The organism is Dokdonella soli, from assembly GCF_039523175.1.
GTDB lineage: Bacteria > Pseudomonadota > Gammaproteobacteria > Xanthomonadales > Rhodanobacteraceae > Dokdonella_A > Dokdonella_A soli.
The window spans coordinates 228,956-254,672 of the sequence record NZ_BAAAEU010000007.1; the positions used below are offsets into that span (position 1 = coordinate 228,956).

At 67.5% G+C, this 25,717-nt stretch carries 17 protein-coding genes; 6 read left to right on the forward strand and 11 right to left on the reverse strand.

Features of this window, described 5'->3' with window-relative positions; all coding sequences use genetic code 11:
- Positions 1 to 102: 102 nt before the first annotated feature.
- From purL to xerD, 4 genes are all read right to left on the reverse strand, one after another.
- Positions 103 to 3,975, reverse strand: coding sequence for a phosphoribosylformylglycinamidine synthase (purL, locus tag ABD002_RS09425; protein ID WP_343790007.1), 3,873 nt, complete (start codon positions 3,973 to 3,975; stop codon positions 103 to 105).
- Positions 3,976 to 4,103: 128 nt separating this feature from the next.
- Positions 4,104 to 4,919, reverse strand: a complete 816-nt coding sequence (locus tag ABD002_RS09430; protein ID WP_379988866.1) for a DsbC family protein — start codon at positions 4,917 to 4,919, stop codon at positions 4,104 to 4,106.
- An 11-nt stretch (positions 4,920 to 4,930) separates the two neighbouring features.
- On the reverse strand, positions 4,931 to 5,671 hold the full coding sequence (locus tag ABD002_RS09435) for a DsbC family protein (RefSeq protein ID WP_343790009.1): 741 nt from the start codon (positions 5,669 to 5,671) through the stop codon (positions 4,931 to 4,933).
- Between the two features lie 461 nt (positions 5,672 to 6,132).
- On the reverse strand, positions 6,133 to 7,134 hold the full coding sequence (xerD, locus tag ABD002_RS09440) for a site-specific tyrosine recombinase XerD (RefSeq protein ID WP_343790012.1): 1,002 nt from the start codon (positions 7,132 to 7,134) through the stop codon (positions 6,133 to 6,135).
- A gap of 86 nt (positions 7,135 to 7,220) precedes the next feature.
- On the opposite strand from xerD, the gene ABD002_RS09445 reads away from it, so the two are divergent.
- Positions 7,221 to 7,658: an RDD family protein gene (locus tag ABD002_RS09445; RefSeq protein WP_343790015.1), complete on the forward strand. Its 438-nt coding sequence runs from the start codon at positions 7,221 to 7,223 to the stop codon at positions 7,656 to 7,658.
- 94 nt (positions 7,659 to 7,752) lie between these two features.
- On the opposite strand, the gene ABD002_RS09450 is transcribed toward ABD002_RS09445, so the two are convergent.
- From ABD002_RS09450 to ABD002_RS09475, 6 genes are all read right to left on the reverse strand, one after another.
- Entirely contained in the window at positions 7,753 to 8,184 is a 432-nt protein-coding gene (locus ABD002_RS09450; RefSeq protein WP_343790017.1) for a chemotaxis protein CheW, read from the reverse strand.
- Between the two features lie 125 nt (positions 8,185 to 8,309).
- Positions 8,310 to 10,151: a chemotaxis protein CheB gene (locus ABD002_RS09455; RefSeq protein ID WP_343790021.1), complete on the reverse strand. Its 1,842-nt coding sequence runs from the start codon at positions 10,149 to 10,151 to the stop codon at positions 8,310 to 8,312.
- Positions 10,144 to 16,362, reverse strand: coding sequence for a hybrid sensor histidine kinase/response regulator (locus ABD002_RS09460; protein WP_343790024.1), 6,219 nt, complete (start codon positions 16,360 to 16,362; stop codon positions 10,144 to 10,146). The genes ABD002_RS09455 and ABD002_RS09460 overlap by 8 nt, the downstream gene beginning before the upstream one ends.
- A 109-nt stretch (positions 16,363 to 16,471) precedes the next feature.
- On the reverse strand, positions 16,472 to 18,499 hold the full coding sequence (locus tag ABD002_RS09465) for a methyl-accepting chemotaxis protein (protein ID WP_379988871.1): 2,028 nt from the start codon (positions 18,497 to 18,499) through the stop codon (positions 16,472 to 16,474).
- Positions 18,500 to 18,557: 58 nt separating this feature from the next.
- Positions 18,558 to 19,109: a chemotaxis protein CheW gene (locus tag ABD002_RS09470; protein WP_343790027.1), complete on the reverse strand. Its 552-nt coding sequence runs from the start codon at positions 19,107 to 19,109 to the stop codon at positions 18,558 to 18,560.
- 157 nt (positions 19,110 to 19,266) lie between these two features.
- Positions 19,267 to 19,623 carry a response regulator gene (locus ABD002_RS09475; RefSeq protein ID WP_343790205.1) on the reverse strand — a complete coding sequence of 119 codons (357 nt, stop codon included), beginning with the start codon at positions 19,621 to 19,623 and terminating at the stop codon, positions 19,267 to 19,269.
- A 445-nt stretch (positions 19,624 to 20,068) separates the two neighbouring features.
- On the opposite strand from ABD002_RS09475, the gene gshB reads away from it, so the two are divergent.
- From gshB to ABD002_RS09500, 5 genes are all read left to right on the forward strand, one after another.
- The gene (gene gshB, locus ABD002_RS09480) at positions 20,069 to 21,019 is read left to right on the forward strand and encodes a glutathione synthase (RefSeq protein WP_343790029.1); all 951 of its coding nucleotides are present in this window, start codon (positions 20,069 to 20,071) and stop codon (positions 21,017 to 21,019) included.
- Positions 21,016 to 21,876, forward strand: coding sequence for an energy transducer TonB (locus tag ABD002_RS09485; protein ID WP_343790032.1), 861 nt, complete (start codon positions 21,016 to 21,018; stop codon positions 21,874 to 21,876). The genes gshB and ABD002_RS09485 overlap by 4 nt, the downstream gene beginning before the upstream one ends.
- Before the next feature lie 159 nt (positions 21,877 to 22,035).
- A complete protein-coding gene (locus ABD002_RS09490) occupies positions 22,036 to 22,599 on the forward strand; it encodes a YqgE/AlgH family protein (RefSeq protein WP_343790035.1) in 564 nt (187 codons plus the stop codon).
- Positions 22,583 to 23,044 (forward strand): Holliday junction resolvase RuvX, encoded by a 462-nt coding sequence (gene ruvX / locus ABD002_RS09495; protein ID WP_343790038.1) that lies wholly within the window; start codon positions 22,583 to 22,585, stop codon positions 23,042 to 23,044. Before ABD002_RS09490 ends, ruvX begins: the two co-directional genes overlap by 17 nt.
- Before the next feature lie 119 nt (positions 23,045 to 23,163).
- Positions 23,164 to 24,108 carry an aspartate carbamoyltransferase catalytic subunit gene (locus tag ABD002_RS09500; protein WP_343790041.1) on the forward strand — a complete coding sequence of 315 codons (945 nt, stop codon included), beginning with the start codon at positions 23,164 to 23,166 and terminating at the stop codon, positions 24,106 to 24,108.
- A gap of 1 nt (position 24,109) precedes the next feature.
- Here the strand turns inward: ABD002_RS09500 and ABD002_RS09505 are convergent, their stop codons facing one another.
- Complete coding sequence (locus ABD002_RS09505) at positions 24,110 to 25,648, reverse strand: class I SAM-dependent methyltransferase (protein WP_343790044.1); 1,539 nt, start codon at positions 25,646 to 25,648, stop codon at positions 24,110 to 24,112.
- Positions 25,649 to 25,717: the final 69 nt, after the last annotated feature.

Below are 25,717 nucleotides of genomic sequence, written 5' to 3' on the forward strand. Positions count from 1 at the left end.
TTGTAGGAGCGGCTTCAGCCGCGATGCTCTTGGTCTGGTGTCGCGACGAAAAGAGCATCGCGGCTGAAGCCGCTCCTACAAGAACGCTTGCATCGTGCTGGTTCACCCCACCCACACGCGCGCATTGCGGAACATGCGCATCCACGGCGAATCCTCGCCCCATTCACGCGGGCGCCAGGAGAGCTGCACGCTGCGGAACACGCGCTCCGGATGTGGCATCAGGATCGTCACGCGCCCGTCCGCCGCAGTGAAGCCGGCATCGCCGTTCGCGGAACCGTTCGAGTTCAGCGGGAAGTGTTCCGTTGCGCGGCCGGCGTTGTCGACGAAGCGCGCGCTGGCCAGCGCGCGCCTGGCGTCGGCGGGATCATCGAACACGGTGCGGCCTTCGCCGTGCGCGACCGCGACTGGAATCCTCGAACCGGCCATGCCGCTGAAGAAGATCGAGGGTGTATCGAGTACCTCGAGCGTGACCAGGCGCGCCTCGTACTGCTCGCTCGCGTTGCGCACGAACTGCGGCCAGTGCGCGGCGCCCGGAATGATCGACTTCAGGTTCGCCAGCATCTGGCAGCCGTTGCAGACGCCGAGCGCGAACTTCGACCTGTCGTCGAAAAACGCGGCGAACTCATCACGAAGGCGCGCGTTGTAGAGCACCGATGCGGCCCAGCCGCGGCCTGCGCCGAGTACGTCGCCGTAGCTGAAGCCGCCGCAGGCCGCGAAGCCGCTGAAGTCGGCGAGCTTGCGCCGGCCGGACGCGAGATCACTCATGTGCACGTCGAACGCGTCAAAGCCCGCGCGTGTGAATGCCGCGGCCATCTCGACCTGGCCGTTGACTCCCTGCTCGCGCAGGATCGCGATGCGCGGTCGGGCGCCCTTCGCGATGTACGGCGCGGCGACGTCCTCGCGCGGATCGAAGCCAAGCCGCGGCGTGATGCCCGGATCGCAGTCGTCGCTGCGCCATTCGTTCTCGGCGTCGGCGCTCGCCGGGTTATCGCGCAGCCGCTGCATCGCGTGGCTGGTTTCCGACCACACTCGCATCAAGTCGCTCCACGTCCATCGCGCGAGCGTCTCATCATCGGCGGTCAGCTTGACGCGCATGCGCGCGGACGGCCGAGCAACGACCCGCGCGACCCCCTTGATGCCATGCGCAGCAAGAATCGCGCTGAACGCATCGCGGTCGCAGGTACGCACCTGCAGCAACGCGCCGAGTTCCTCGTTGAACAGCGCGGCCAGCGTGTTGCCGGCCCAGCCATCAAGCGCGACATCCAAGCCGCAATGCCCGGCCAGCGCCATCTCGATCAGCGCGACGATTGCGCCGCCATCACTGCGGTCGTGATACGCGAGCAGCAGGCTCTTTGCGTTCGCGTCCTGGATCGCCGAGAAGAATTTTGCGAACAGCGCGGCATCGTCCAGATCCGGCGGCGCACCGCCGTCGCGGTTGAACGCCTGCAGCAGCGCGCTGCCGCCGAGGCGTTGCTTGCCCGCACCGAGGTCGAGCAGCCAGATTTCGCTGTCGCCCTGGTCGAGCACGAGCTGTGGCGTCAGCGCCTGGCGCGCGTCCAGCGAGCGCGCGAACGCGGTCACGATCAGCGACACCGGCGACACCGTACGCTGCTCGCCGTCGGCGTCCTGCCAGCGTGTCTGCATCGACAGCGAATCCTTGCCGACCGGGATCGATATGCCAAGTGCGGGACACAGTTCCATGCCGACCGCATGCACCGCGTCGTACAACGCCGCGTCCTCGCCTTCGTGCCCGACGGCGGCCATCCAGTTCGCGGACAGGCGCACCTCGTCGAGCTTGACCGGCGCGGCGGCGAGATTGGTCAGCGCCTCGCCGACCGCCATGCGCGCGCTCGCGGCGGCATCGAGCAGCGCCAGCGGCGTGCGCTCGCCCATCGCCATCGCCTCGCCGGCGTAGCCGTCGAAATCGCTGAGCGTGACCGCGCAATCGGCTACGGGCACCTGCCACGGGCCGACCATCGGATCGCGCGAGCAGAGGCCGCCGACGGTGCGGTCGCCGATCGTGACCAGGAACGACTTGCTGCCGACCGCCGGCACGCGCAACACGCGCATGACTGCGTCGTCGAGCGCGATGCCGTCGACGTCGGGCACGAGATCCATGCGCACCTCGCGGCGGCGTGCATCGCGCTGCATGCGTGGCGGCTTGCCGAACAACACGTCGAGCGGCAGGTCGATCGGGAAGTGCCGGGAATCGGGAATCGGGAATCGGGAATCGGAGAGCAGCAGGCGACGTTCGCTCGTTGCATGACCGACGACAGCGAACGGACAGCGCTCACGTGCACAGATCGCCTCGAACTCCGGCACGTCTTCCGGACGCACGCCGAGCACATAGCGCTCCTGCGATTCATTGCACCAGATCTGCATCGGCGACAGCTGCGGGTCGTCGCTCGGGATCTTGCGCAGCTCGATGCGACCGCCGACGCCGGAGTCGTTGAGGATTTCCGGGATCGCGTTGGACAGGCCACCGGCGCCGACGTCGTGGATCGACACGATCGGATTGGTCTCACCGCGCGCCCAGCAAGCATCGATGACTTCCTGGCAGCGCCGCTCCATCTCCGGGTTGTCGCGCTGCACCGAAGCGAAATCGAGTTGCTCGGAACTCGCGCCGGCGGCCATCGACGAGGCCGCGCCACCGCCGAGGCCGATCAGCATCGCCGGGCCGCCGAGCACGATGACCGCATCGCCGTCGCGCAGACTGCGCTTTTCCACGTGCGGCGCGCGCAGGTTGGCGAGGCCACCGGCGATCATGATCGGCTTGTCGTAGCCACGGCGCAGGTCCTGCGTCGGCCCTTCCTGCTCGAACGCGCGGAAGTAGCCGCCGAGGCAGGGACGGCCGAACTCGTTGTTGAACGCGGCGCCGCCGAGCGGGCCGTCGCGCATGATCTCGAACGCGCTGGCGAAGCGCGGCGGCAGCGGACGCTCGATTTCCCACGGGCGCGGCAGGCCGGGAATGCGCAGGTCCGACACCGTGAAACCGACCAAGCCGGCCTTCGGCTTGCCGCCGCGACCGGTCGCGCCCTCGTCGCGGATCTCGCCACCGGAACCGGTGGATGCGCCCGGATACGGCGAGATCGCGGTCGGATGGTTGTGCGTCTCGACCTTGATCGCGTACGGCACGTCCTCCGGGCACGAACGGAACGCCCCGTCGGCCGGATCGGCGAAGAAGCGCCGCGCGGGATTGCCGGCGATCACCGCGGCATTGTCGTGATACGCCGACAACGTATGCGCCGGTGACTGTTCGTGCGTGTTCTTGATCATCGCGAACAGCGATTTCGGCTGCGCGGCGCCGTCAACCGTGAACGAGGCGTTGAACACCTTGTGCCGGCAGTGCTCGGAGTTCGCCTGCGCGAACATCATCAGTTCGGCGTCGGAGGGATCGCGGCCGAGTTCACGGTAGCGATCGGCGAGATACGCGATCTCGTCCGGCGCCAGCGCGAGGCCGAGGCGCGCATTCGCCGCGTCCAGCGCCGCCTGCGCATCGGCGCCAAGCGCCACGCGCCCGAGCGGCGCCGGTGCACCTGCATCGAACAGGTGCGCAGCCTCGTCGAGCGAGCCGATCACCGACTGTGTCATCGGATCGTGCAGCGCACGTGTCACGCGCGACCATGCCTCGCTGCCGGCCGCAGGCATGCCGTCCAGTTCGAACGCGATCCCGCGCTCGATCCGCTGCACGGGGAAGCCGCAGTCGCCCAGGATGTCGGTCGCCTTGCTCGACCACGGCGAGCGCGTGCCGAGCCGTGGCACGATCCACAGGGTCGCGGCGAGCGGGGTGCCGGGCTGCGCCTGGATCACCTCGCACAGGCGCGATCGATCCAGGCTCGCCGGGTCGGAAGCGTCGACGAAATATACATGGCGCACCTCACGCAACCGTGTACCCGGCGACTGGCGCGCGAGTTCGGTGTTGAGGCGGTCGATGCGGAATGGGGAAAGCGCGGGCAGGCCGTCGAGGGCGATCATGGCGCGGGCTGTAGAGGGCAGCCCTTTATGATAGCGGATGCACGGCAGCGACGTGATGAACACCGCCCTGCAAACGACGACGCCCGGCGGCTGCCGGGCGTCATTCAGGTGCTACCGAACAATCAGGCTCAGTTGCCGGCGAAGTTCGGCGCGCCCAGCGTCTTCAACCGGGTCAGCAGCTGGTCCGGCGGCAGGTAACCGCCGAGCTTGGTGCCGTCCGGCGCGAGGATCGTCGGCGTGCCTTCGACGCCGACCTGCGTGCCGAGCGTGAACTGCTCGGCGACCGGGTTGTCGCACTTCAGCGGAGCCGGATCCTTGCCCGCCTTTGCCGCGGTGAATGCCGCATTGCGGTCCTTCGCACACCACACCGAAACTGCCTTGTCGTACGAGGGCGTGCCGATGCCACTGCGCGGGAAAAACAGGTAATCGACCTCGATACCGAGCTTGTTGTACTCCGCGATCTGCGAGTGCAGCTTGCGGCAATAACCGCAGTCGAGATCGGTGAACACGGTGACTGCGTACTTCGACTTGCCGGAGGGCGCAAACACGATGCGCTTGTCGCGCGACACCGCATCGACCTTTTCCTTGCTCGCGACCGCGAGCCGCGCCGCGGTCAGGTCGCGCTTGGCCTGGGTGTCGTACAGCGAGCCCTGCAGCAGGTATTTGCCGTCATCGCTGACATAGACCAGTTGTCCGCCGACGATGACCTGCCGATACCCCGGCAATGGCGCCTGCTCAACCTTGTCGATCTTCGCCTGCGGCACGAGCTCCTGCAGCGCCTTGCGCGCAGCCGCGTCGGCTGCCGGCTCGGCGGCCTGCGCGGTGGAGAGCGCGAGTCCGGACACGAGCGCGAAGGCCAGTGCGGCCCTGACGTTCACGGCCTTGCCGAAACCGGCGCCCAGAGCCATGCCAGACGGGCGGGTGACATATTGACGATAGGGCATCTCAAACGTCCTCAATTCTTTGCCGCGCTCGCGGCGGCCAGGCGGTCGAGCTCGGCGGCGAGCTGGTCCGGCGACGTCGCGATCTGCGGCGGGATCTGCGTACCGTCGGGCGCGAGAATCGTCGGCGTGCCGTTGATGCCGAGCGATTGCGCGAGCTTGGTCAGCTCCGGCACCGGGTTCGGACAGGTCGCGCTGCCGGGATCGGCGCCGGACATCGCCGCGGTGAACGCGTTTGCGCGGTCCTTAGAACACCACACCGCCTCGGCCTTCTTGTCCGCGCCGGGGTGGATCGACAGCGGGTAGAACAGGTAATCGACCGTGATGCCCTTCGCGTTGTACTGCGCGATCTGCTCATGGAAACGGCGGCAGAACGGGCAGTCGACGTCGGTGAACACCGTCACCGTATGCTTGGAGGCGACCGGCGCCTGCGGCGCGAACACGATGCGCTTCTCCGGGCCGACCTTTTCGAGCGCGATCTTGCGTGCCTTCGCGCGCGAACCGGCGGTCAGGTCGTGCTTGTTGGCGACATCGTAGGCGCTGCCGTCGATGACGTAGCGGCCGTCCTTGCTGACGTAGATGAACTGGCCACCCGCGATCGCCTCGTAGAACCCGGGAATCACCGACTCCTGAACCGCATCGACCTTGACGTTCGGCGCGAGCGTCGCCATCGCCTTGGCGACGGTTTCCTCGGGCGTGGCCGCAAAGACCTGGGTGGCCAGCAGCAGGCCGAAAGCAAACAAGGGAAGGCGCATCGGAACCTCATACGGAGGAATATCAGGGTCGGAGACCGGTCACCGGCGGCGCATCTTGCACCGGCGCAAACCGCGCGAATCGGGTCGTGGACCGCAGGAGAGCGATCTTTGTTCCCTGAATGGACCTTTGATTGTTGCACGCAGAGGGGTTGGGCGAAAGTGAAGCCGGTCGCGGGAGAGGCGCACTGCCGCGCCAGCGCCGTGCTCGCTGCGTTCGCAGCCGTTGCTAAGCTCGCGCTTCCTGCGCTCGCCAAGCAACCCGGCCCTCGGCGTCCTGCCTCGGGCGTTCGTCAGCGCAGCCGATGCCCGATGGCATCGACTGACCGCGCGTGCTCGCTGCGCTCGCAGCCGTTGCTAAGCTCGCGCTTCCTGCGCTCGCTAAGCAACCCGGCCCTCGGCATCCTGCCTCGGGCATTCGTCAGCGCAGCCGATGCCCGATGGCATCGGCTGACCGCGCTGACTCACCCCCTCGGGTGATGTTGCTCGTGCAGGCGCTTTAGGCCTTCCTTCGCGACCAGGGTGTAGATCTGCGTGGTCGAGAGTGAACTGTGGCCGAGCATCAGCTGCAGTGCACGCAGGTCCGCGCCGTGGTTGAGCAGATGCGTCGCGAACGAATGGCGCAGCACGTGCGGCGAGATGCGCTTCGCCGCGATCCCGGCCGTGAGCGCGTGCTTGCGGACCAGGGTCCAGAACATCTGCCGGGTCATCGCGGCACGCCGGTTGCTGACGAACAGCGCATCGCTGCGACCGCCCTTGAGCAGCGCCGGGCGTGCTTCGCCGACGTAGTGCGTGAGCCAGTGCGCGGCTTCGTCGCCGAGCGGCACCAGACGCTCCTTGCCCCCCTTGCCGACCACGCGCAACACGCCCTGGCGCAGGTTCACCTGTGCCGCAGTGATCCCGACCAGCTCGCTGACACGCAGGCCGGTCGCGTACATGAGCTCCAGCATCGCACGATCGCGCAGCCCGAACGGCGTGTCCGGCGGCGCGCGAAGCAAGCCCTCGATCTCGTTCTCGGACAGCGCCTTGGGCAGGCTGCGCGGCAGCTTCGGCGCATCCAACAGCAGGGTCGGATCGGCATCGAGGCGGCTTTCGCGCACGAGCAGGCGATAGAAGTGCCGCAAGCTCGACAGCAGCCGTGCGTTCGAGCGCGCCTTGTAGCCCTTGCCGGTGGCGCCGCCGCTCGCGCTCCGCTCACCGAGATAGTCCTGCAGCGACGCGCGGCCGCAAGTCGCCAGCGAATCGCCGCGCGCGGCGAGCCAGCGCGAGAAGCCTTCCAGATCGCGCCGATAGCTCGCCAACGTGTTGTCGGCCAGGCCGAGCTCGGACCATGCGCGTTCGAGGAAGAACGCGATCAGCGCAGCGTCCGCAGGCGCGATAGCGCCGCCTTCGCCCTCGATCGCCCCCGCAACCCGACGCGGGCGACCGCGTGCCCGCGATGGCTTCGATGCAACAGGACTCGTCATGGCGTGGATTCGACTCGCTGCCGGCGCGCTTGCATGAGCGAGCCTAAACCGTGACGCTAACCGCCGTCACCGGATTCTTTGCAACGATGTCGCCATTGACCCCTGCCCCGCTCTGGTTGCGCCTCGCCGCCGCCGTCTACGACCTGTTCCCGCTGATCGCACTGTGGATGCTGACCGCGGGACTGTTCCTGCTTGCGGTGCACGGCAACATCGACGTCGCCCATCCGCCGCTCGCCTATCACCTCGCGCTACGTGGCGCGCTGCTTGGCGTGACCGCCGCGTATTTCGTGATTTCGTGGTCGCGCGGCGGCCAGACCATCGGCATGCGCGCGTGGCGGTTGCGCGTCGTGGCGGCCGACGGTGGGGCGCTGCCATGGCCGCGCTCATTCCTGCGCTTCGCGGTTGCGCTCATCTCGCTGTTGACACTCGGCCTCGGCTTCCTGTGGTGCCTGGTCGATCGCGAACGGCGTGGCTGGCACGACCTTGCGGCCACCAGTTCAGTGGAGCGACTGCCCAGCGCTTAGCACGCCAGGCCAGCAGCAGTCGGCGGTCCCAAACAACCTGCTCGTGACGGGATCGCTGCCACCAACATGATCTGGCGTCGCGACCGCGACCCATTCACGCTGCGAGCGCTTTCGCGACCAAGCCTTCGATGACGTCAAGGTCGGGAATGATCGCGCGGTCGTCGCGGACCAGCACCTCGGCGCGCACGCCGGCCGCGTGCTGATGCTCATCCGCAGACGGGATCAGCAGTTCCTGGGTGATCGTCGTCAGGCGCGGAAAACCCTGCGCGAGCAGCGCGAGGAACGGCATGCCGGCATTGCCTCCGAGTGCCTTCAACACCGCGACGCGTGCGTTCGTGCGACTTTCGTCCTCGAGCTGGCCAACCAGCATCGGGAACGAGAACAGCGGCAGGCGCCAGCCACGCCATGCGAGCCGTCCGAGCAGCCATGTCGGCGCATTCGGAATCGCTTCGGGCTTCGTGTAGCTGATGACCTCGGCGACGGTCGCATTCGGCAGCAGCAGGCGACCGTCGGTCACGGGGACCATGACGCCTCGAATTTCGCGCGGTAGTTCGGCCATCGCTGCTTCCCTCTTCTGCGGTCGCGCCTCGACGCCACCGCGATTGTCTCAATCGATTCCGGCACCGCGGCATGCGGGGCCCGGATTCCGGTTCACGCTGGCTTGGCCAGCAATTTTTCCGCCAGTTCCTGCGGCGACCCTAGGAAGCTCACCACGCCGGTGTCACAGACGGCATCGACCATGGTGCTGACCACGCAGGTGTCCGGCTGTTGCGCATAGACCAGACCGCCCTTCGCGGCGAGGTAACGGCACCCTTCCACCGCATCGTCGCCCATGCCCGAGAACACGATCGCGCCGGCGCTCGAACCGAAGCGGTCCGCGACGTCGCGCAGCACACGATCGATCGACGGCTGGTACGCGGTCTCATCGCTGACGTTCTCCAGCACGACGACGCCCTGCGCGTCCACGCGCAGGCGCTGCGCATTCGGCACGACGACGATCTCGCCGTGGCCGACGCGCTCGCCATGCGTCGGCGTGCGCACAGTCAGCGCGGTCGCCTGGGTGAGTTGCCGGGTCATCATGTCGACGAACTCGCTGCCCAGATGCTGCGCCAGCAGGAACAGCGCCGGAAAGTCGCGTGGCAACCGCGCGAGAAACTCGCGCACGGCCTCCGGGCCGCCGATCGAGGCGCCGAGCACCCAGATGCGGCGCACCTTGATCGGCGCCGCATCCGGATCGAGCCAGGTCTCGCGGCTGGTCGCGACTGTCTCGACCGAAGTCGGCGCGACCGCGTCCTCGAGCGGGATCAGTTCGAGCGAAAGGCCCGAAAGGGCCGAATCCGGGACGACCGGATGCGCGGATGCGGCATCGGCGACCGGCGCGAGGAATTCCTCGGCGCGCAGTTTCTCGATGCCGAAATCCGCGGGCTTGGCCGGACCGGCGGGAACCAGCGGCGGCACGGCATCGTCCAGTATGTCCTCGAGCGTCCATTCGGAGGGCGCCACGATGCTGGCAGGCACCAGCTCTTCCGTGGCTGCGGCCGTCGCAGCGGGCGCGGCATCCGCGCCCAGATGATCGAGATCGAAGTCGAAATCAAGCGCGGATTCGTCGGGCACTTCGAACGCCGGAGCCTTCACGGGCATCGCGACGGACTCGAAATCGAGCGTCGACGCATCGCCTTCTCCGTGCGAGAACGCATCGGATCCGAGCGCGCGCTCCAGCGCGTCGACGTCGACTGCATCGGCCGCATCCGGGCCGACGAGGAAATCATCGAACCCGGCGGTATGCACGGCATCGATCGCCATGACATCGGAGACCATCGTGATCGTGTGATCGGCCGGCGCATGCATCCCGCCGAGATCGGCGAGCGGCGGCGGCACAACGTCCGGTATTTCGATCAGCGCGTCGAAATCGAACGGATCCTCGACGGTGGCGTGCGCGGCTTCGATGACCGCTACGGATGCTCCGGAATCCCCCGCTGTCACGTGCGCTGCCACGTCCCCGGCCATTGCATGATCCGCAGGCGTGCGCGCCACGACGGATTCGACACCGACATAAGGCTCCGGCTCGTGAGGCACGACGGGTTCGTCCACCGCAACGACGCGCGCCGGAGGCGGAACCGCTTCGGCACCTTCGGGGCGCGGCGGATCGATATCCTTGTCTCCCAGGATCTTCGCCGCGAGGTGGCGTATCCAGCGCGCATGATCCCAACCCGAGAGCCCACCGGACACGTCGCCATCGTTGAACACGACGCGATAGCGCGCATCGTCGAGCAGGTTGTAGACCTCATCGAGATCCGGGTCGTTCTGCGCGTCGAGGTTGACCAAGACCACGTTCGCTTGCGAACGCTCCAGCGCGGCGCGATCGAATGCATGCGCCGGCGCCTCGTACACGATCGGCGCGCCGAGCGCGGCCAGCGTCTCGCGGAGTTGCCCGCCGAGTTCCTGCGTGCCGGAGAGCAACGCGACGGCGACGCCTGGCTTTTCGTCAGCCACGATCGCGCCTCAGCGTTTCCTGGACATGCCGCAGCAGATCGTCTTCCTGGTACGGCTTGCCGAGATAGCGTTCGACACCGATCTCGAGCGCGCGCTGGCGATGTTTCTCGCCGGTGCGCGAGGTGACCATGATGATCGGCACCTGGCGCAGGCGCGGATCGTTGCGCATGTACGTCGCCAGTTCGTAGCCGTCCATGCGCGGCATCTCGATGTCGAGCAGCATCAGGTCCGGCACGTTGTCCTGCAGCTTCTCGACCGCATCGAGACCGTCCTTCGCGGTCATCACCTCGAAGTCCGCGCGCTCGAGCACGCGCGTGGTGACCTTGCGCATCGTGATCGAATCGTCGACCACCATGACCAGCGGTTTCTGGCGCGTTTCCGGCACGTGCGCGGGCGCCGCCGCCATGTAGGCGGGCGACTCCTCGGCACCGGCATCGATGCGCGCACGCAGCGCGGCGAGGCGGCGCACCAACGGGGCGAGATCGAGAATGATCACGACCGAGCCGTCGCCCATGATCGTCGCGCCGAAGATGCCCGGCACCGAGCTCACCTGCGGACCGACCGACTTGACCACGACTTCGCGCGAACCGACCACACCGTCGATACGCACCGCCGCGCGCTGGTCACCGGTGCGCGTCATGAGCAAAGGCACCTGCGTCTCGTCGCCGGCCCGCGCGCGCTGCACGCCGAGCAGCTGGGCGAGGTCGTAGATCGTGTATTCCTCGCCGGCGTAGGCATGCTTCGGGTTGCCTTCGGCGATGCGGCGCTCCAGGTCATCGCGCGCGATACGCGCGACGCCCTGCACCGACGACATCGGAATCGCGTAGCTGCTCTCGCCGAGCTTGACCAGGATGGCCTGGGTCACCGCCAGCGTGAACGGCAGGCGGATCGTGAACTGGGTGCCGGTGCCGTGCGTCGAATCGATCGCCAGCGAACCGCCGAGCTGCTTGATCTCGTTGTGGACGACATCCATGCCGACGCCGCGGCCGGCGAGCTGGGTCACCTGCTCGGCCGTCGAGAAACCGGTTTCGAGCACGAAGCCGTAGAGATCGCGGTCGGACAGCTGGACTTCTGGCTTGAGCAGGCCGCGATCGATCGCCTTGCGGCGGATCGCGTCGCGGTCCATGCCGCGGCCATCGTCGGCGATGCGCAGCACGACTTCGGTCGACTCGCGGCTGACCGCGATGTTGACCGTGCCCTCGGCCGGCTTGCCGGCGGCGACGCGGTCTTCAGGTTTCTCGATGCCGTGTGCGAGCGCGTTGCGCAGCATGTGCTCGAACGGCGCCTTCATGCGCTCGAGCAGGTTGCGGTCCATTTCGCCTTGCGCGCCATCAACCTTGAGCTGCGCGCGCTTGCCGACTTCCTGTGCCGCCTGGCGCAGCGTACGCCGCAGGTTCGGCACAAGCGAATCGAACGGCACCATGCGCGTGCGCATGAGGCCTTCCTGCAGGTCCGAGCTGACCCGCGACTGCTGCAGCAGCAGCGTTTCGGACTGACGCGTCTGGTCATCGAGCAGGCCCTGGATCGAGACCAGGTCCGACACCGACTCGCCAAGCGCGCGCGACAGCTGCTGCAACTGCGAGAAGCGATCGAGTTCGAGCGGATCGAACACGCCCTCTTCGTGCTGTTCGCGCTGGTAGCGCGCGATGATCTGCGCCTCGGTCTCGATCTCGAGCTTGCGCAACTGTTCGCGCAGGCGCGCGACGGTCTGGTCGAATTCGACCAGGTTGAAGCGGAACGTCGAGATCTGCTGCTCGAGGCGCGAGCGGTAGATCGACACCTCGCCCGCGTAGTTGACCAGCGAGTCGAGCAGGTCCGAACGCACGCGGATCATTTCCTGCGGCGCGTGCGCAGGCTCCTCCTGATCCATCGCGGTCAGGTGGCGCGGCGCCGGGCGCACCACCGGGGCCGCCGCTGGTGCGGCTGCTTCGGCCGGAGCGGCTGGCGCGGGGGCAACTTCGACTTCGGCCGGCTGCGCGTGTGCGGCCGCCTCGGCCAAGGCGTCACCCGCGACCAGGCTTTCGAAACGTGCGATGGCATGCACCGGCATCGCGATCGCACGGCGGTGCGCAACGCGCTGCACAAGCACGTGCAGGCGATCGAACCCGCGTTCGAGCGACTCGACCGCGACGCGGTCGACCGCGAGGCGGCCGTCGCTGACCGCATCGACCAGCGATTCCATCGCATGGCTCAGGTCGCCGATCGGCGCGAGATTGGCCATGCGCGCACCGCCCTTGAGCGTGTGCAGGTCGCGCTGCAGGCCGACGATGGCCGCGCGCTCGTGTGGAGCCTCGCGCAGGTTCGCGACCAGCGAATCGGCATGGTCGAGGATGTCGGCGCCTTCCTGCGCGAAGATGTCGAGCAGGTCGTCATCGATATCGATGGCCTCGAACGGACCATCGGGTTGCGGATCGTCCGCGATCGGAGGCGCCTCCCTGCCGCTGAGCAGCGCAGCCGCGCGCGGCGTGTGTGCGGCCGGTGGTTCGACGTGGGCCTCATCCGAGGCTTCGACCGGCGTCTCCATCTCGGCGCCGAAGTCCGGCGCCAGCTCGATTTCCGCGGGCACCGCATCGTGCGCGGATGCTACGACCAGCGTGGACGCTTCGTGTTCGATCGAGTCCCGGGCAGGCTCGACGTGCCCGGCATGGGCTTCACCGGGTGCCACAGACAAATGCGACGAGGCTTCGGCGGGCACCTCGATTTCGGCGATTTCGCCAGCCAGTTCGGTCGGGGCCGGTTCGTGCGCGTGCGCCGCTTCGACATGGTCGAGCGCATCGCGCACGGTCGCATCGAATGCAGGTGGTTCGGCCATCGATGGCAAGCCACCGAAGATCGCCTCGAACGCGCTGTCCTGCGCGACCGCCGGTATGTCGTCGAGATGCGCCGCGCCCGTCGCGTGTGCATCGAAGCCGATCAGCGAAGTGACCAGCTCGACGGGAATCGCCGTTTCGCGGGGCGCATCCTGATCGATTCCGTGCGCGGCGATGGCGTCGTCCAGCCAGGCGCCTGCGAAATCGGTATCCGACGGGGTCAAGCCGGTGGCCGGCGCCAGCGACTCCGTCGCCGGCGCGTCGTCGTCTTGTGCCACGGCGAATTCTGCTTCGTGTTCCGCGGCCGTGTCCTTGACCGGATCCATGGTTGGTTCGGCGACCACCACAGTTCCGTCATACAGCGGCAATGACGCTTCGGGCTCCGGCAGCGCATCGCGCAGCGCAGCGATGCGCGCGACGAGCGCTGAGGAATCCGGCAAATCGCGGCGGTGCGCCTCGAGGCGCTGCATCACGTCCTGGGTCAGTGCGACCGTCTCGCGCAGTGCGTCCACGCCCTCCTTGCCCGGCGCTACCGCGGCGCCACGCAGGCGCTTGATATAGCTTTCCAGAGGCGCAAGCGCATTGCCGATGGCCGGGATGTCGACCATCGCGATCGCACCGTTCAGCGTGTGCACCGCACGCAGCAGGCCTTCACTCGCCAGCGCGGGCTCTGGCTCGCAGCGCGTCAGATAGTCGTCGACCACGCCGAGATGCGCGGCGACCTCGCTCTGCAGGATGTCGAACAGGACCGGGTCGATATTCGGCAACGGGCCGGCAATCAGCTCCGGCGGCGACGCACCGAAATGATCATCGCCGACCAGGTTGCCGGTGCTGTGGATATCACCGCGCAGCGCGGGCAGTTCGCGCTGTGCCGCCGGTACGCGACGGCGCACGGTACGGCGCACGGTGCGCGTGGCCGAGCTGCGCGCGGCCACCCATGCTTCCTCGCCTGCAGCAAGACGGTCCGCGGTGTCCATGATGCTGGCGACGTTGTCGCTGCCGACGTGTTCGCCGCGCAACGCGCCGAGCAATGCCGGAACCGCATCGACCGCATGATCGACCAGCGCGACGACCGCATTGCCCGGCGGGATGCTGCGGTCGAGCACGCGGTTCAGCAGGCTCTCGACCTTCCAGCTGAATTCGCCGAGCGCGAGCGCGCCGACGAGCCGTCCGGAGCCCTTCAACGTGTGGAACGAGCGGCGGATTGGCTTGAGCTCGTCGAGGTTCTCGACATCGCGTTTCCAGACCGGAACCTGGCGGCGCAGGTTCGCGATCTCGTCCTCGACCTCCTCGAGGAAGACATCGCGGATGTCGTCGTCGATCTCCTCGCCGGCCGCGTGCTGGAAACCAGCCACGGCATGCAGGTCGGCGGGTACTTCCTCCTCGATCTCTTCCTCGACCTCGACCCAGTCGGATTCGGCGGTTGCGCCCGTCTCGGCCAGGCGCAGACCGGCAAGGTCATGACCTGCCAGTTCGGGCATGCGCGCATCGCCGATCACGAGGTCGTGCAGGTCGTGGCCGGGCAGCAGGTCGATCGTCGGGTGCAGCGTGGACGCGGCGTCATGGTCAGCCTGCGCGCCGCCATAAGCGAGATCGGCCACCGCGTGAAGGTCGAACGCGGAAGCCGCCGGTGACGCCGCTCCCGTGGCCGCAGGCGTCGCGTTGCCCGCGTGGGCCGCCGAGAATTCCGGCATCGGCGGCAACGGCCAGTAGCCGAGCGCTGCGAGGCTCTCGCGCGCGACGTCGAGAATCTTCTCGCGGTTGCGGCGCTGCTCACGCGTGGCTTCAAGGTAGTACTCGATCGCGGCGAGCGCGTCGGCGAGCTGGTCCATCTGCTCGGCGGTCGGTACACGCCGGTGCGCGGTCAGCTCGACTTCGACGAACCGCACGATCGCGGTCATCAGCTCCGCGGCATCGTTCAGGCCGAGCATGCGCAGAGCGCCCACGATTTCCTCAAGCAGGCGCGGGATCTGGGTAACGCGCTCGTGGTCCCACGGCGACTCGATGAACGCGATGATGTCCTGCTTGGCCTGCTGGATGTTGACCGCGGCCTCGCGCATCAGCGCGTCGAGGATCTTGCGCACCTCGGCCTGCGGCAGCTCCAGTTCACCCGTGGTCATTTCGCCTTCGCCGGTCGCGCCAAGGCGCTCGATATGGTCATCGAGCGAGGCTTCGACGTAGAGCAGGGCGCCGGCGACATCGAGCAACGTGCCTTCGTCGATCGGGCGGCGCCGGTCGGCCATCTCCTCGATGAAGCCGCGCTGCTCGCCGACCACGCGCCTTGGCACGCCGAGACCCAGCATGCCGAGCGTGTCGCCGACGCGGTCGAGCACTTCAACCTGGCCTGCCAGCTCGCTTGCATCGGGATTGCCGCTGCGCAGGAAGATGTCGAGCGCCTCCTTGACGCGCAGCAGGTCGTCCTTGATCGCGGTCGACACGGTGCCGAGCAGGTTGCGGTTGCGCCCGGTCATCGAGCCTTGTGCATGCTGCAGTTCGCCGGCCGTCGGCAGCAGCGTGTCGAGCCGGTAGGCGCTGCGGATCGCACTGCCACGCGCGCTGTTGCCGGTGGAGTGCGCGACGTAGTAGAGAAGGTTCTTGGTCAGCTCGCGCGGCGGCGCCGCGGCGAACGCGGCTTCGCCGGTCGTGGCGAAGCGGTGGATCTCGCGATCGACGCGCCCGAACAGCAGCTTCACCGCGACGCTGGCCTCGAGACCGCCGTTCGCGGCCGCATCGATCACGCCAGCCGCGATCCACCACAGACGACGTGCATCGGCGCCGTACGAGACCGCGCGCAGACGATCCAGCACGTCGATCAGGCGGCGCGGGTGCTCGGCGGCGTGCTCGTCGCGGAACCACTTCAGCAGCGCGGCCTGGAAGCCCAGACGCAGGCGCAACGCCTGCGCACGCAGGTCGCCCGTCGCGAGCTGCTCCGGTGCCCCATCGGCGGCCGCCGGCAGCACCACGCCGAGATCCGGCGAGAACAACGCCGACTCGGTCATCAGGTTTTCGCCGCGGCACGCGCGCAGGTCGTTGAGCAGCGGCAGCAGGACGATCGGGATGTCCTTGTGCCCGCTCTGCAGCCGCTCCAGGTAATCCGGCAGCTGCACCATGCCACGCATCAGGACCGAATAACTTTCCTCGCGCTGCTTGACCGTACCGGCGACCACGCCCTCGGCGAGCCGCTCCATGTTCTCCACGACCATCGCCGCGCCGTAAAGCTCGACCATGCGCAACGTGCCCTGCACCTGGTGCAGGTGTGCAACGCAGGTGCGCATCGGCTCCAGGTTGCCGGGTTCGTCGACATAGGCTTCCAGCGATTCGCGCGCCTGCGCGAGCGTCGCATCGAGCGCGGGCTTGACCCAGCTGAGGGCGGTGAAATCGCCACTGTCGTGCAACTTCATGCGACTACCCTCGGCTTCGACAGCCGGCGTGATCCGCGCAGCAGCGCGCGCAGCACCACTGCGATGGACGGGTTCATGGTTGGCGGGTACCGCTTCATCGCGCGTCGACTCATCCAGGCAGCTTGAAGTCGGCGACCGAGCGGCGCAGATCGGACGCGAGCTGGGCGAGGTTGCCGATCGATTCGGCGGTCTGGCTCGCACCGACCGAAGTCTGCGAGGTGATCTCCTGGATCACGTTCATCGTCGCCGAGATGTTGGTCGCCGCGGTGGACTGCTGGCGTGCGGAAGTGGAAATGCCCTGAATCAGCGACGCGAGATTGTTCGACACCGTTTCGATCTCGCCGAGCGCGTGACCCGCGTCCTCGGCCAGGCGCGCGCCGGACACCACTTCTGAGGTCGTCTGCTCCATCGAGCTGACCGCCTCGTTGGTATCGGACTGAATCGTCTGCACCAGCGTCTCGATTCGCTTGGTCGCACCGGAGGCGCGCTCCGCGAGGCGCTGCACTTCGTCGGCGACGACCGCGAAGCCGCGGCCCGCTTCGCCGGCCGATGCGGCCTGGATCGCCGCGTTCAGCGCGAGGATGTTGGTCTGCTCGGCGATGTCGTTGATCAGTTCGACGATCGAGCCGATCTCCTGCGAGGACTCGCCGAGACGCTTGATGCGCTTGGAGGTTTCCTGGATCTGGTCGCGGATCGAGTCCATGCCCTGGATCGTCTGGCGCACGACCTGCGCGCCGTTCGCGGCGATCTGCACCGAACGCTGCGCGACCTCCGCGCTTTCGGTCGAATTCTTCGACACGTTGTCGATCGACGAGGCCATGTCGTTGATCGCGACCGACGCCGAGGTGATCTGGCGCGCCTGATGCTGCGCAGCGTCGGCCAGATGCATCGCGGTCGCCTGGGTTTCCTGCGCGGCGGCGGACACCTGCACCGCGGTCTCGTTGATCGTGGTGACCAGGCTGCGCAGCGCCTCGACCGCGAAGTTCACGGAGTCCGCGATCGCGCCGGTGATGTCCTCGGTCACGGTCGCCTTCACGGTCAGGTCGCCTTCGGCGAGCGATCCCATCTCGTCGAGCAGGCGCAGAATCGCGTCCTGATTGCGCTGGTTGAGTTCGGCGGTCTGCTGGTAGCGCTTTTGCTGGTCGCGGATCAGGTTGATGCCGAGGAACAGCAGCAGCAGCAGCGCGCCGGCGGCGGCGATCGCGCCCCAGATCGGGTTCGGGAACAGGCGCTTGCGCGGCAGTTCGTCGACACGCTGGGCGACATTGACCGCGCGCAGCAGCACGCCCTGGCTGTCGGTGAAGCTCGCATCGGCCGCGTCCTTGACCGCCTGCAGGTTGGTCGCCGCGTCGAGGATGTTCTTGACCGGCTCACCGACCGCGGCCCACTGCGTGGCGACGTCGCCGACGATCTGTTTCGCATTCGCGTTGTCGAGCGGGCGGATGTTGAGTTCAGCGGCGCCACTCAGCAGGCCGGTGACCACGGTTTGATAGAGGCGCGAGTCGCGTTCGAGGCCGGCCGCCGAGGCCTGCGTGTCGGTGCCGCCGGCGAGGATCCTGTTGACGCGGCCGCCCATGCGGTCGGCGAGCTGCATCTGGCGCGAAGCGATGTAGACCTGCGAGGCGCTCGCGTTCTTGTCGGTCAGGATGTTGACCACCTCGCTCATGCGCGAGTTGAGCGCGGAGAGCTTGTCGGTGAAGTCCTTGGCGCTGGCGTTGGCGTTGAGGACGAGGTCCTTGTTGGTCAGGATCTTCGTCGCGTTGCCCTGCAGTTGCGCCCAGGCCGCGCTCAGCGCGTCAAGTTCGGTCTTGACCTCCCCCTTGTACGACTTCATGCCGGTCTTGTCGCCGTCATTGAGCGCGCGCACATAGGCGTCGATGTTGCTGCGTGTGCTTTCCAGTTCCTGGAACGCAAGGTCGTTGCCGCTCGCCGCTTCCGAGGCGTACTTCGCGAGCTGCTGCGAAAGCACCTGGATCTTGGTGGTGTAGCTGACCGCCTGGCGGTCCTGCTCGCTCTTGAAATAGAGGAAGACGAAATCGACGATCGCGAAGACGAACAGGAATCCGAGCAGAACGAACAGCACCGTGTTCGCGCTGCCGCTGCGCTCGCGTCCCAATGCACCTACCGTTGTACTCACACTTCACCCCCTGTTGCCTGTTTCCACCACATGCCGAGGAAGACCGATACAGCCGATTTCATGCCGCGGCCTGCTGGAATTCCGTGCTGCGCGCCAATGCGGCCACACTGAACAGGCCCCACAGGACGTCACCCAATTGAACGTTCTCGCCGACGAAGCGGCCGTATTTCTCGTCGGCTTCGCCGACCGTGGCCGCAAGCTGCTCCTCGGAAAAGCTGCGCTGGCCGAGCACTTCGTCGACCAGCAGGCCGGCGCTGCCGCCGTGCTGACGCACGATCAGCACGCGCGTGGTCTCGGTGGTCACGCTGCGTCCGCCGCCGACGAAATCGCGCAGGTCGATCACCGGCACGAGGTTGCCGCGCACGTTCGCGATGCCGAGCAGCCAGTTCTTCGCACCCGGCACGACGGTCAGGGTAGGCAGGGTCAGGATTTCGTTGACTTCGGCGATGCTGCCGACGAAGTAGCGGTCGCCGATGCGGAAACCGATGCCGCGCCACAAACCCGGCGCCTCGATCTGCTCGGGTGCGCCGGCTGCGTGCGCGAGGCTGCGGCGCTCGTATTCGGCGAGCGCCTCGAACGGAGTGGCGGAATAGTCGATCGTGCTGGCCATGTCGATCAGGCTGCGGGGCGCGCGGGGGCGCGGCGCATGCGCGCGGCAGCGCCGTGGAAAGAATGCCGCCGCGCTGGTGGGAAATCGCGCGACAAGGCTCCGATGCTGCGGTTGGCTGCCATCTTTCCCCCCGTCGAGCGAATGGCAAACTTCTGTTTCACTTTCCGTCCACGTGACGGCGGATCGCGCCGAGCAGCTCCTCGCGTGTGAAGGGCTTGGTCAGATACTGCTCGGAGCCTACGATGCGCCCGCGCGCCTTGTCGAACAGGCCGTCCTTCGACGACAGCATGACCACCGGCGTGTTCTTGAACATCTGGTTGTTCTTGATCAACGCACAGGTCTGATAGCCATCCAGACGCGGCATCATGATGTCCACGAAGATGATCTGTGGCTGCTGGTCGGAGATCTTGGAAAGCGCCTCGAACCCGTCCGTCGCGGTGACGACTTCGCAGCCTTCCTTGCGCAGCAAGGTTTCAGCGGTGCGGCGAATAGTCTTCGAATCATCGATGACCATCACCTTGATGCCGTGAAGGCCACCTTCTTTCGTGTCGTCCACCTATACCCCCCTGCCACTCAACACCTCACCCGCCGCGGACCGTCGCCAATGCGGGCATGTCGCCATGACATGCAAATGGCATGCCGAACAGAACGATCGCCGGCAGCGTAGATCCGATATGCCGAACGACCGAAACCGCCTTATCCAACATAGCTAGCGAGGCTGTCAAGTTGTTGTCGTAAGTACGCGAATGCTTGGAAGAAGGCACCCGCATGGGGCCTCCTTCCGCGGGCCGAGTGTAATATACGGTCGACCACGCGGTTGCGACGCGCATCGCGCTTGTACCGCGCCTGGGAATCCCGAAGAACGACGCAATCTGACGCACACGGTGACGCCGTGGCATGGTTCGCAGCCATGCCGGCCTGCCGCGACTATTCTCTGCCCGCGCCCCCCGGACGACGACATGCCCCGTACCCTCGCTGTGCTGATGGATCCGATCGCCGCGATCCATCCGAAAAAGGACACCACGCTGGCGATGCTGCTGGAAGCGCAGCGCCGCGGCTATGCGTTGCTCTACATGAACCAGGGCGACCTCGCGGTGCGCGACGGCACCGCATGGGCGCGACTGGCGCCGCTGGCGGTGCGCGACGACCCGCATGACTGGTTCACGCTCGGTGACGCCGCCTGGCGCGAATTCACCGGCATCGACTTCGTGCTTGCGCGCAAGGACCCCCCGGTCGACCCACAATTCATCTACGACACCATGGTGCTCGAGCTCGCACAGCGCGCCGGCGTCACCGTGGTCAACGATCCGCGCGGGCTGCGCGACGCCAATGAAAAACTGTTTTCGCTGCATTTCCCGCAGTGCTGCCCGCCGACCGCGATCGCGCGCGACCCTGCCGAGATCAAGCGCTTCGTCGCCGAGCACGGCGACGTCGTGCTGAAGCCACTCGATGGCATGGGCGGTCGCAGCATCTTCCGTTCGCGCCACCGCGACCCGAACCTCAATGTGATCCTCGAGACGCTCACCGCCAACGGCCACCAGTTCGCGATCGCGCAGAAGTTCATCCCGGAGATCAGCGCCGGCGACAAACGCATCCTGATGATCGACGGCGAGCCGGTGCCCTACGCGCTCGCGCGCATCCCGCAGGGCGACGACTTCCGCGGCAACCTCGCCGCCGGCGGCAAGGGCGTCGGCGTGCCGCTGTCCGAGCGCGACCGCTGGATCGCCGCGCAGGTCGGCCCGGAACTGGTCCGGCGCGGCATGCGCTTCGTCGGCCTGGACGTGATCGGCGACTGGCTCACGGAGATCAACGTAACCTCGCCGACCTGCGTGCGCGAACTCGATGCCGCATTCGGCCTCAACATCGCCGGGCAGCTGTTCGATCGCCTCGAGGCGACCGCGCGCGCATGATCGTCGATCCCGCTTCCGGCAGCCTGGATCGGCTCGGCGTCACCCTGCTGTTTTCGCTCGTCGCGCACGCGGTGCTCGCACTCGGGCTCACCTTCGAGTTCGAGAAGCCCGCTCCTCGGCTGCCCTCGCTCGACGTGATCCTCGTGCAGTCGGCGAACAGCGAGAAGCCTGACAAGGCCGACTTCATCGCGCAGGCGAACAACAGCGGCGGCGGCGACTCGGACAAGGCGCACCGCCCGTCACAGCCCGTGTCCAGCCCATTGCCGAAACCGCACGCGGGCGTCGCGCCGGTGCCGCTCGAGGATGGCGCGCCGCGGCCGACCCCGCCGAGCCCGGCCGATGTGCTGACGCGGAAGAAATCCGACTTCAGCGTCACCACTGACCGCCGGGCGCCGGAATCCGACGCGCCAAGCGCGAACGAGCGTGAAACCGAGCAGCGCCGGCTCGAGATGGCGAAACTCGCCCAGGAGATCCAGCGCGAAGCCGAGCAGTACGCGAAGCGGCCGAAGCGCAAGTACATCTCTGCGAACACGGCCGAATACGAGTTCGCCGCCTACATGCGCGCCTGGGTCGCGCGCATCGAGCGCATCGGCAACCTGAACTATCCCGACGAGGCGCGCCGCCGCCAGCTGCACGGCCAGCTCGTGCTCACGGTCGGCCTCGAGCGCAGCGGGCGGATCAAGAGCATCGACGTGATCCAGTCCAGCGGCCACAAGGTGCTCGACGATGCCGCGATCCGCATTGTGCGCCTTGCCGAGCCGTTTCCGGCGCTGCCGGAGAGCAAGGAAAAGGTCGATGAACTGTATATCTCGCGGACGTGGCAGTTCCTGCCGGGCGATATCCTGCGGAATCGGTGAGCGGTGAGCGGTGAGCGGTGAGCGGTGAGCGGTGAGCGGAGTTGAAATGAAATCCGTGTCAGCCGTGTGAACACCGGGGCGTGTGCCGGCTGCTTGTTCCACTCACCTGCTCACACGCTTTTTACCGCTGCCCGCTCGCTGCTCACGTACAATGCCGCCATGGCCGAATCGACTCCGCTCACCAACCAGTTGCTGATCGCGATGCCGGCACTGCGCGATCCGAACTTCGCGCGCGGCGTGGCGTTTCTGTGCCAGCACGGCGAGGACGGCGCGATGGGCCTGATGATCAACCGTCTGTCCGAATACCGGCTCGGCGACGTGCTCGCGCAGATGAACATGCGTTCGGAGATTCCCGAGGTGATCGACGCACCGGTGCTGATCGGTGGCCCGGTACAACCCGAGCGCGGTTTCGTGCTGCATTCGCCGGGCGGCGACTGGGAATCCTCGTTCCGCATCTCCGACCACATCAGCGTGACGACTTCGCGCGACATCCTCGTCGCGATGGCGGCGGGCAACGGCCCGCAGCATGCGATCGTCGCGCTCGGCTATTCCGGCTGGAGCCCCGGACAGCTCGAACACGAGCTGTGCGACAACCACTGGCTGACCGCGCCGGTGTCCGACCGCGTGCTGTTCGAGACGCCGCTCGAGGATCGCTGGGAGGCAGCGGCGGGACTGGTCGGCGTCAACATGATCCAGCTCGCCAGCTATGCCGGCCACGCCTGAGAAGCCGGCTTCCGGGTTCAATCCAGGCAGTGTTCTCGCCTTCGACTACGGCACACGCCTGATCGGCGTCGCGGTCGGCCATCGCGTCGGCGCGACCGCGCGTGCGTTGACGACGCTCGCGAACGGCGACTGGCAGCGCCTCGACGGCCTCATCGTCGATTGGCGACCCGAACATTGCCTGGTCGGCCTCCCGCTCGCGCTCGACGGCTCCGAACAGCCGATGAGCCGCGCCGCGCGCGAATTCGCGACGGCATTGCACCGGCGCTACGCGCTGACCGTGCATCTGGTCGATGAACGCTACACCTCGGGCGAGGCTGCGCGCCGGTTCGCCGAGCGGCGTGCGCGCGGTTCGGCAAAACGCAAGGACGCCGCCGCGATCGACGCACTCGCGGCCGAGATCATTCTCGAGACCTGGCTTGCGCAAGCAGGGCACTTCAGCCCATAAGCTGCAACGCTTTGTACAATCGCGTTTCGTCGTTCCGCGGATGCGGGCATCCCGCGCTCGGCTCTGGGCGCGCCCGGGATGATGACGTGATCAACCTCCAGCCGACATTCCGGGAACCCATGTCCGCCATCCAGATCGACGAACACGGCCGCCTGCGCCACCTGCTGACGCTGGAAAACCTCGGCCGCGCGCACATCGACGCACTGCTCGATCGCGCCGCCGCGCTGCGTGCCACGGTCCGGGCCGGCTCGGCGCTGCCGCCGCTGCTGGCGGGACGCACCGTGGTGAACCTGTTCTTCGAACCCTCGACGCGCACGCGCACGAGCTTCGAGCTCGCCGCGCGCCGGCTCGGCGCGCTGGTCGTGAACTTCGACATCGGCAGTTCCTCGACGAGCAAGGGCGAGAGCCTGGAGGACACGCTGGCCACCCTCGAGGCGATGGACAGCGACGCATTCGTCGTGCGCCACAAGGAGAACGGCACGCCGGCGCGGCTCGCTGCGCACGCACGCAGGGCCGCGATCCTGAATGCCGGCGACGGCAATCATGCGCATCCGACCCAGGGGCTGCTCGACCTGCTGACGATCCGCGACCGCAAGGGCCGCATCGATGGCCTCAAGGTCGCGATCTGCGGCGACGTGAAGCATTCGCGCGTTGCCCGCTCGGACATCCACGGCCTGGCCGCACTCGACGCCGCCGAGATCCGACTGTGCGGGCCGGCCGCGTTGCTGCCTGCGCAGGAGGACGTTCCGGGCTGCCGCATCACCTCGGATTTCGACGCGGCGCTCGACGCCGCCGACGTGGTCATCATGCTGCGCATCCAGAAGGAGCGCATCGAGCACCTGCCCGGCTTCGATGAAGCCGAATACTTCGCCCGCTACGGCCTGACCCGCGCCCGGCTCGCCCGCGCGCGGCCGGACGCCGTCGTGATGCACCCCGGCCCGATCAACCGCGGCATCGAGATCGCACCCGACGTCGCCGACGGAACGCAGTCGGTTATCCTGGACCAGGTCGCCAACGGCATCTTCGTGCGCATGGCGGTGCTGGCCGAACTGCTGCAGCGCTGATTCAGGCGTCGGCGGCGAGCAGAAGATCGAGGTGCAGCCGGCCGTCGAGTCCGGCCGCTTCGTTCGCACGCCGCCACGCACCCATCACCGCCTCGGGTTCCACGCAGCGTTCACGCGTGCCGTCGCGGTGCAGGATCGTGATCGCCGGATAGAACCGCCGCAGCCAGCGCAGGTAGTCGACCGGCGCGGTTTCCGAGGCGCGTTCGATCGCCCACGGATGGAACTCGCCGAGCAGGACCGGCCGGAACCGTGACAGCGTGCGCTCGAGACCACGCAACGCGCGCGGTTCCATACCCTGGACGTCGATCTTGACGAGATCGAGACGATCGAGGCTCGGCAACGCTTCATCCAGGACCACGCCAGGCGCTGCGATCGTCGCGCTTCCGGCAGCGCGCAGGCGCTCGCCAGCGGCCGCGGGCGTCGCGCTGTTCGATGTGGTCGGGTGCGTGCGCAGCTCGATCTCGCCAACGCGGTCCGATGCGGCGGCCGCGACGATCTCGATCTGCGCGAAGCCGCTGGCCTGCGCGGAGCGCGCGATCAGCACGCGATTTCGGGGAATCGGCTCGATTGCGATGACGCGCCCGTTCGCCCCAACGCACGACGCCGCCAGCATCGTCAGGATGCCGATGTTCGCGCCGATGTCGAGCACGACGTCACCCGCGTGCAGGTGCTCGCGCAGGGCGCGCTCGACCTGCGGTTCATGCGCCTGTCCGGCGAGCAGCGGTGCGCCCATGTGGACGTCGCTCGCATACGCATACAGCACGTAGCCGTCACGTTCGACCCGCTGCGGCGCCTCGTCGCCGTTGACGACGATCCAGCGCCGCCCGCGCCAGCCCGGTCCCGCCGCCTGGTCGTCGAACGCCGTGAGCAGACGCAACGAGGGATAGCGCACGAGCCGTGCCTGCAGCTCCGTCTCCGGCAACGCATGCATCTCGAACACGTCGCGGCGGCGCCACAGCACGCGGCGCAGCGGATTCAGCCAGCGGTTCGAGGCGAGCGCGAACACGCGGCCGCGCCATGTCGCGTCCGCGGCATCCACAAACTGGAAAGCCGCGACGCCACCCGGCGCGAGCACGCGGAAGAATTCCTCGACGTAGCCGGCCGCGAGGGCGCCCGGAATATGCTGCAGCACGATGTGCGAAAACACGAAGTCGACGCTCGCATCGGCGATCTGTTCGATGCGCGGCGAAGCGTTTTCGCGGAATTCGATATTGCCGATGTCCGCATTCAACGCACGCGCGGTCGCGAGCATGCTGGGCGATACATCGATGCCGATCACACGCTCGAAGTGCTTTGCCAGCGCGCGGGACAGGCGGCCGGCGCCGCAGCCGAAATCGAGCGCCAGATCGTGCCGGCATGGCAATCCGTCCGGCGCGAGGGCAGCGAGCTGCGCGTCGATCTCGACGCGGCCGGTCGCGAGGAACTCCTCGCGCTGCCAGCGGCCGCCACGCTTGTCCGCTTGCGAGAGCACCGCCCACAGCGGATCGTCGCGCCCCAGCGTCTGCCAGACGCGGCGCAGGCGTTCGAGTTCCTTCGTCACAGGGAATAGGGAATCGGGAATGGGGAATCGGAAAAAGCAGTGGTTCCCGAATCACTGTCGCACAACAAG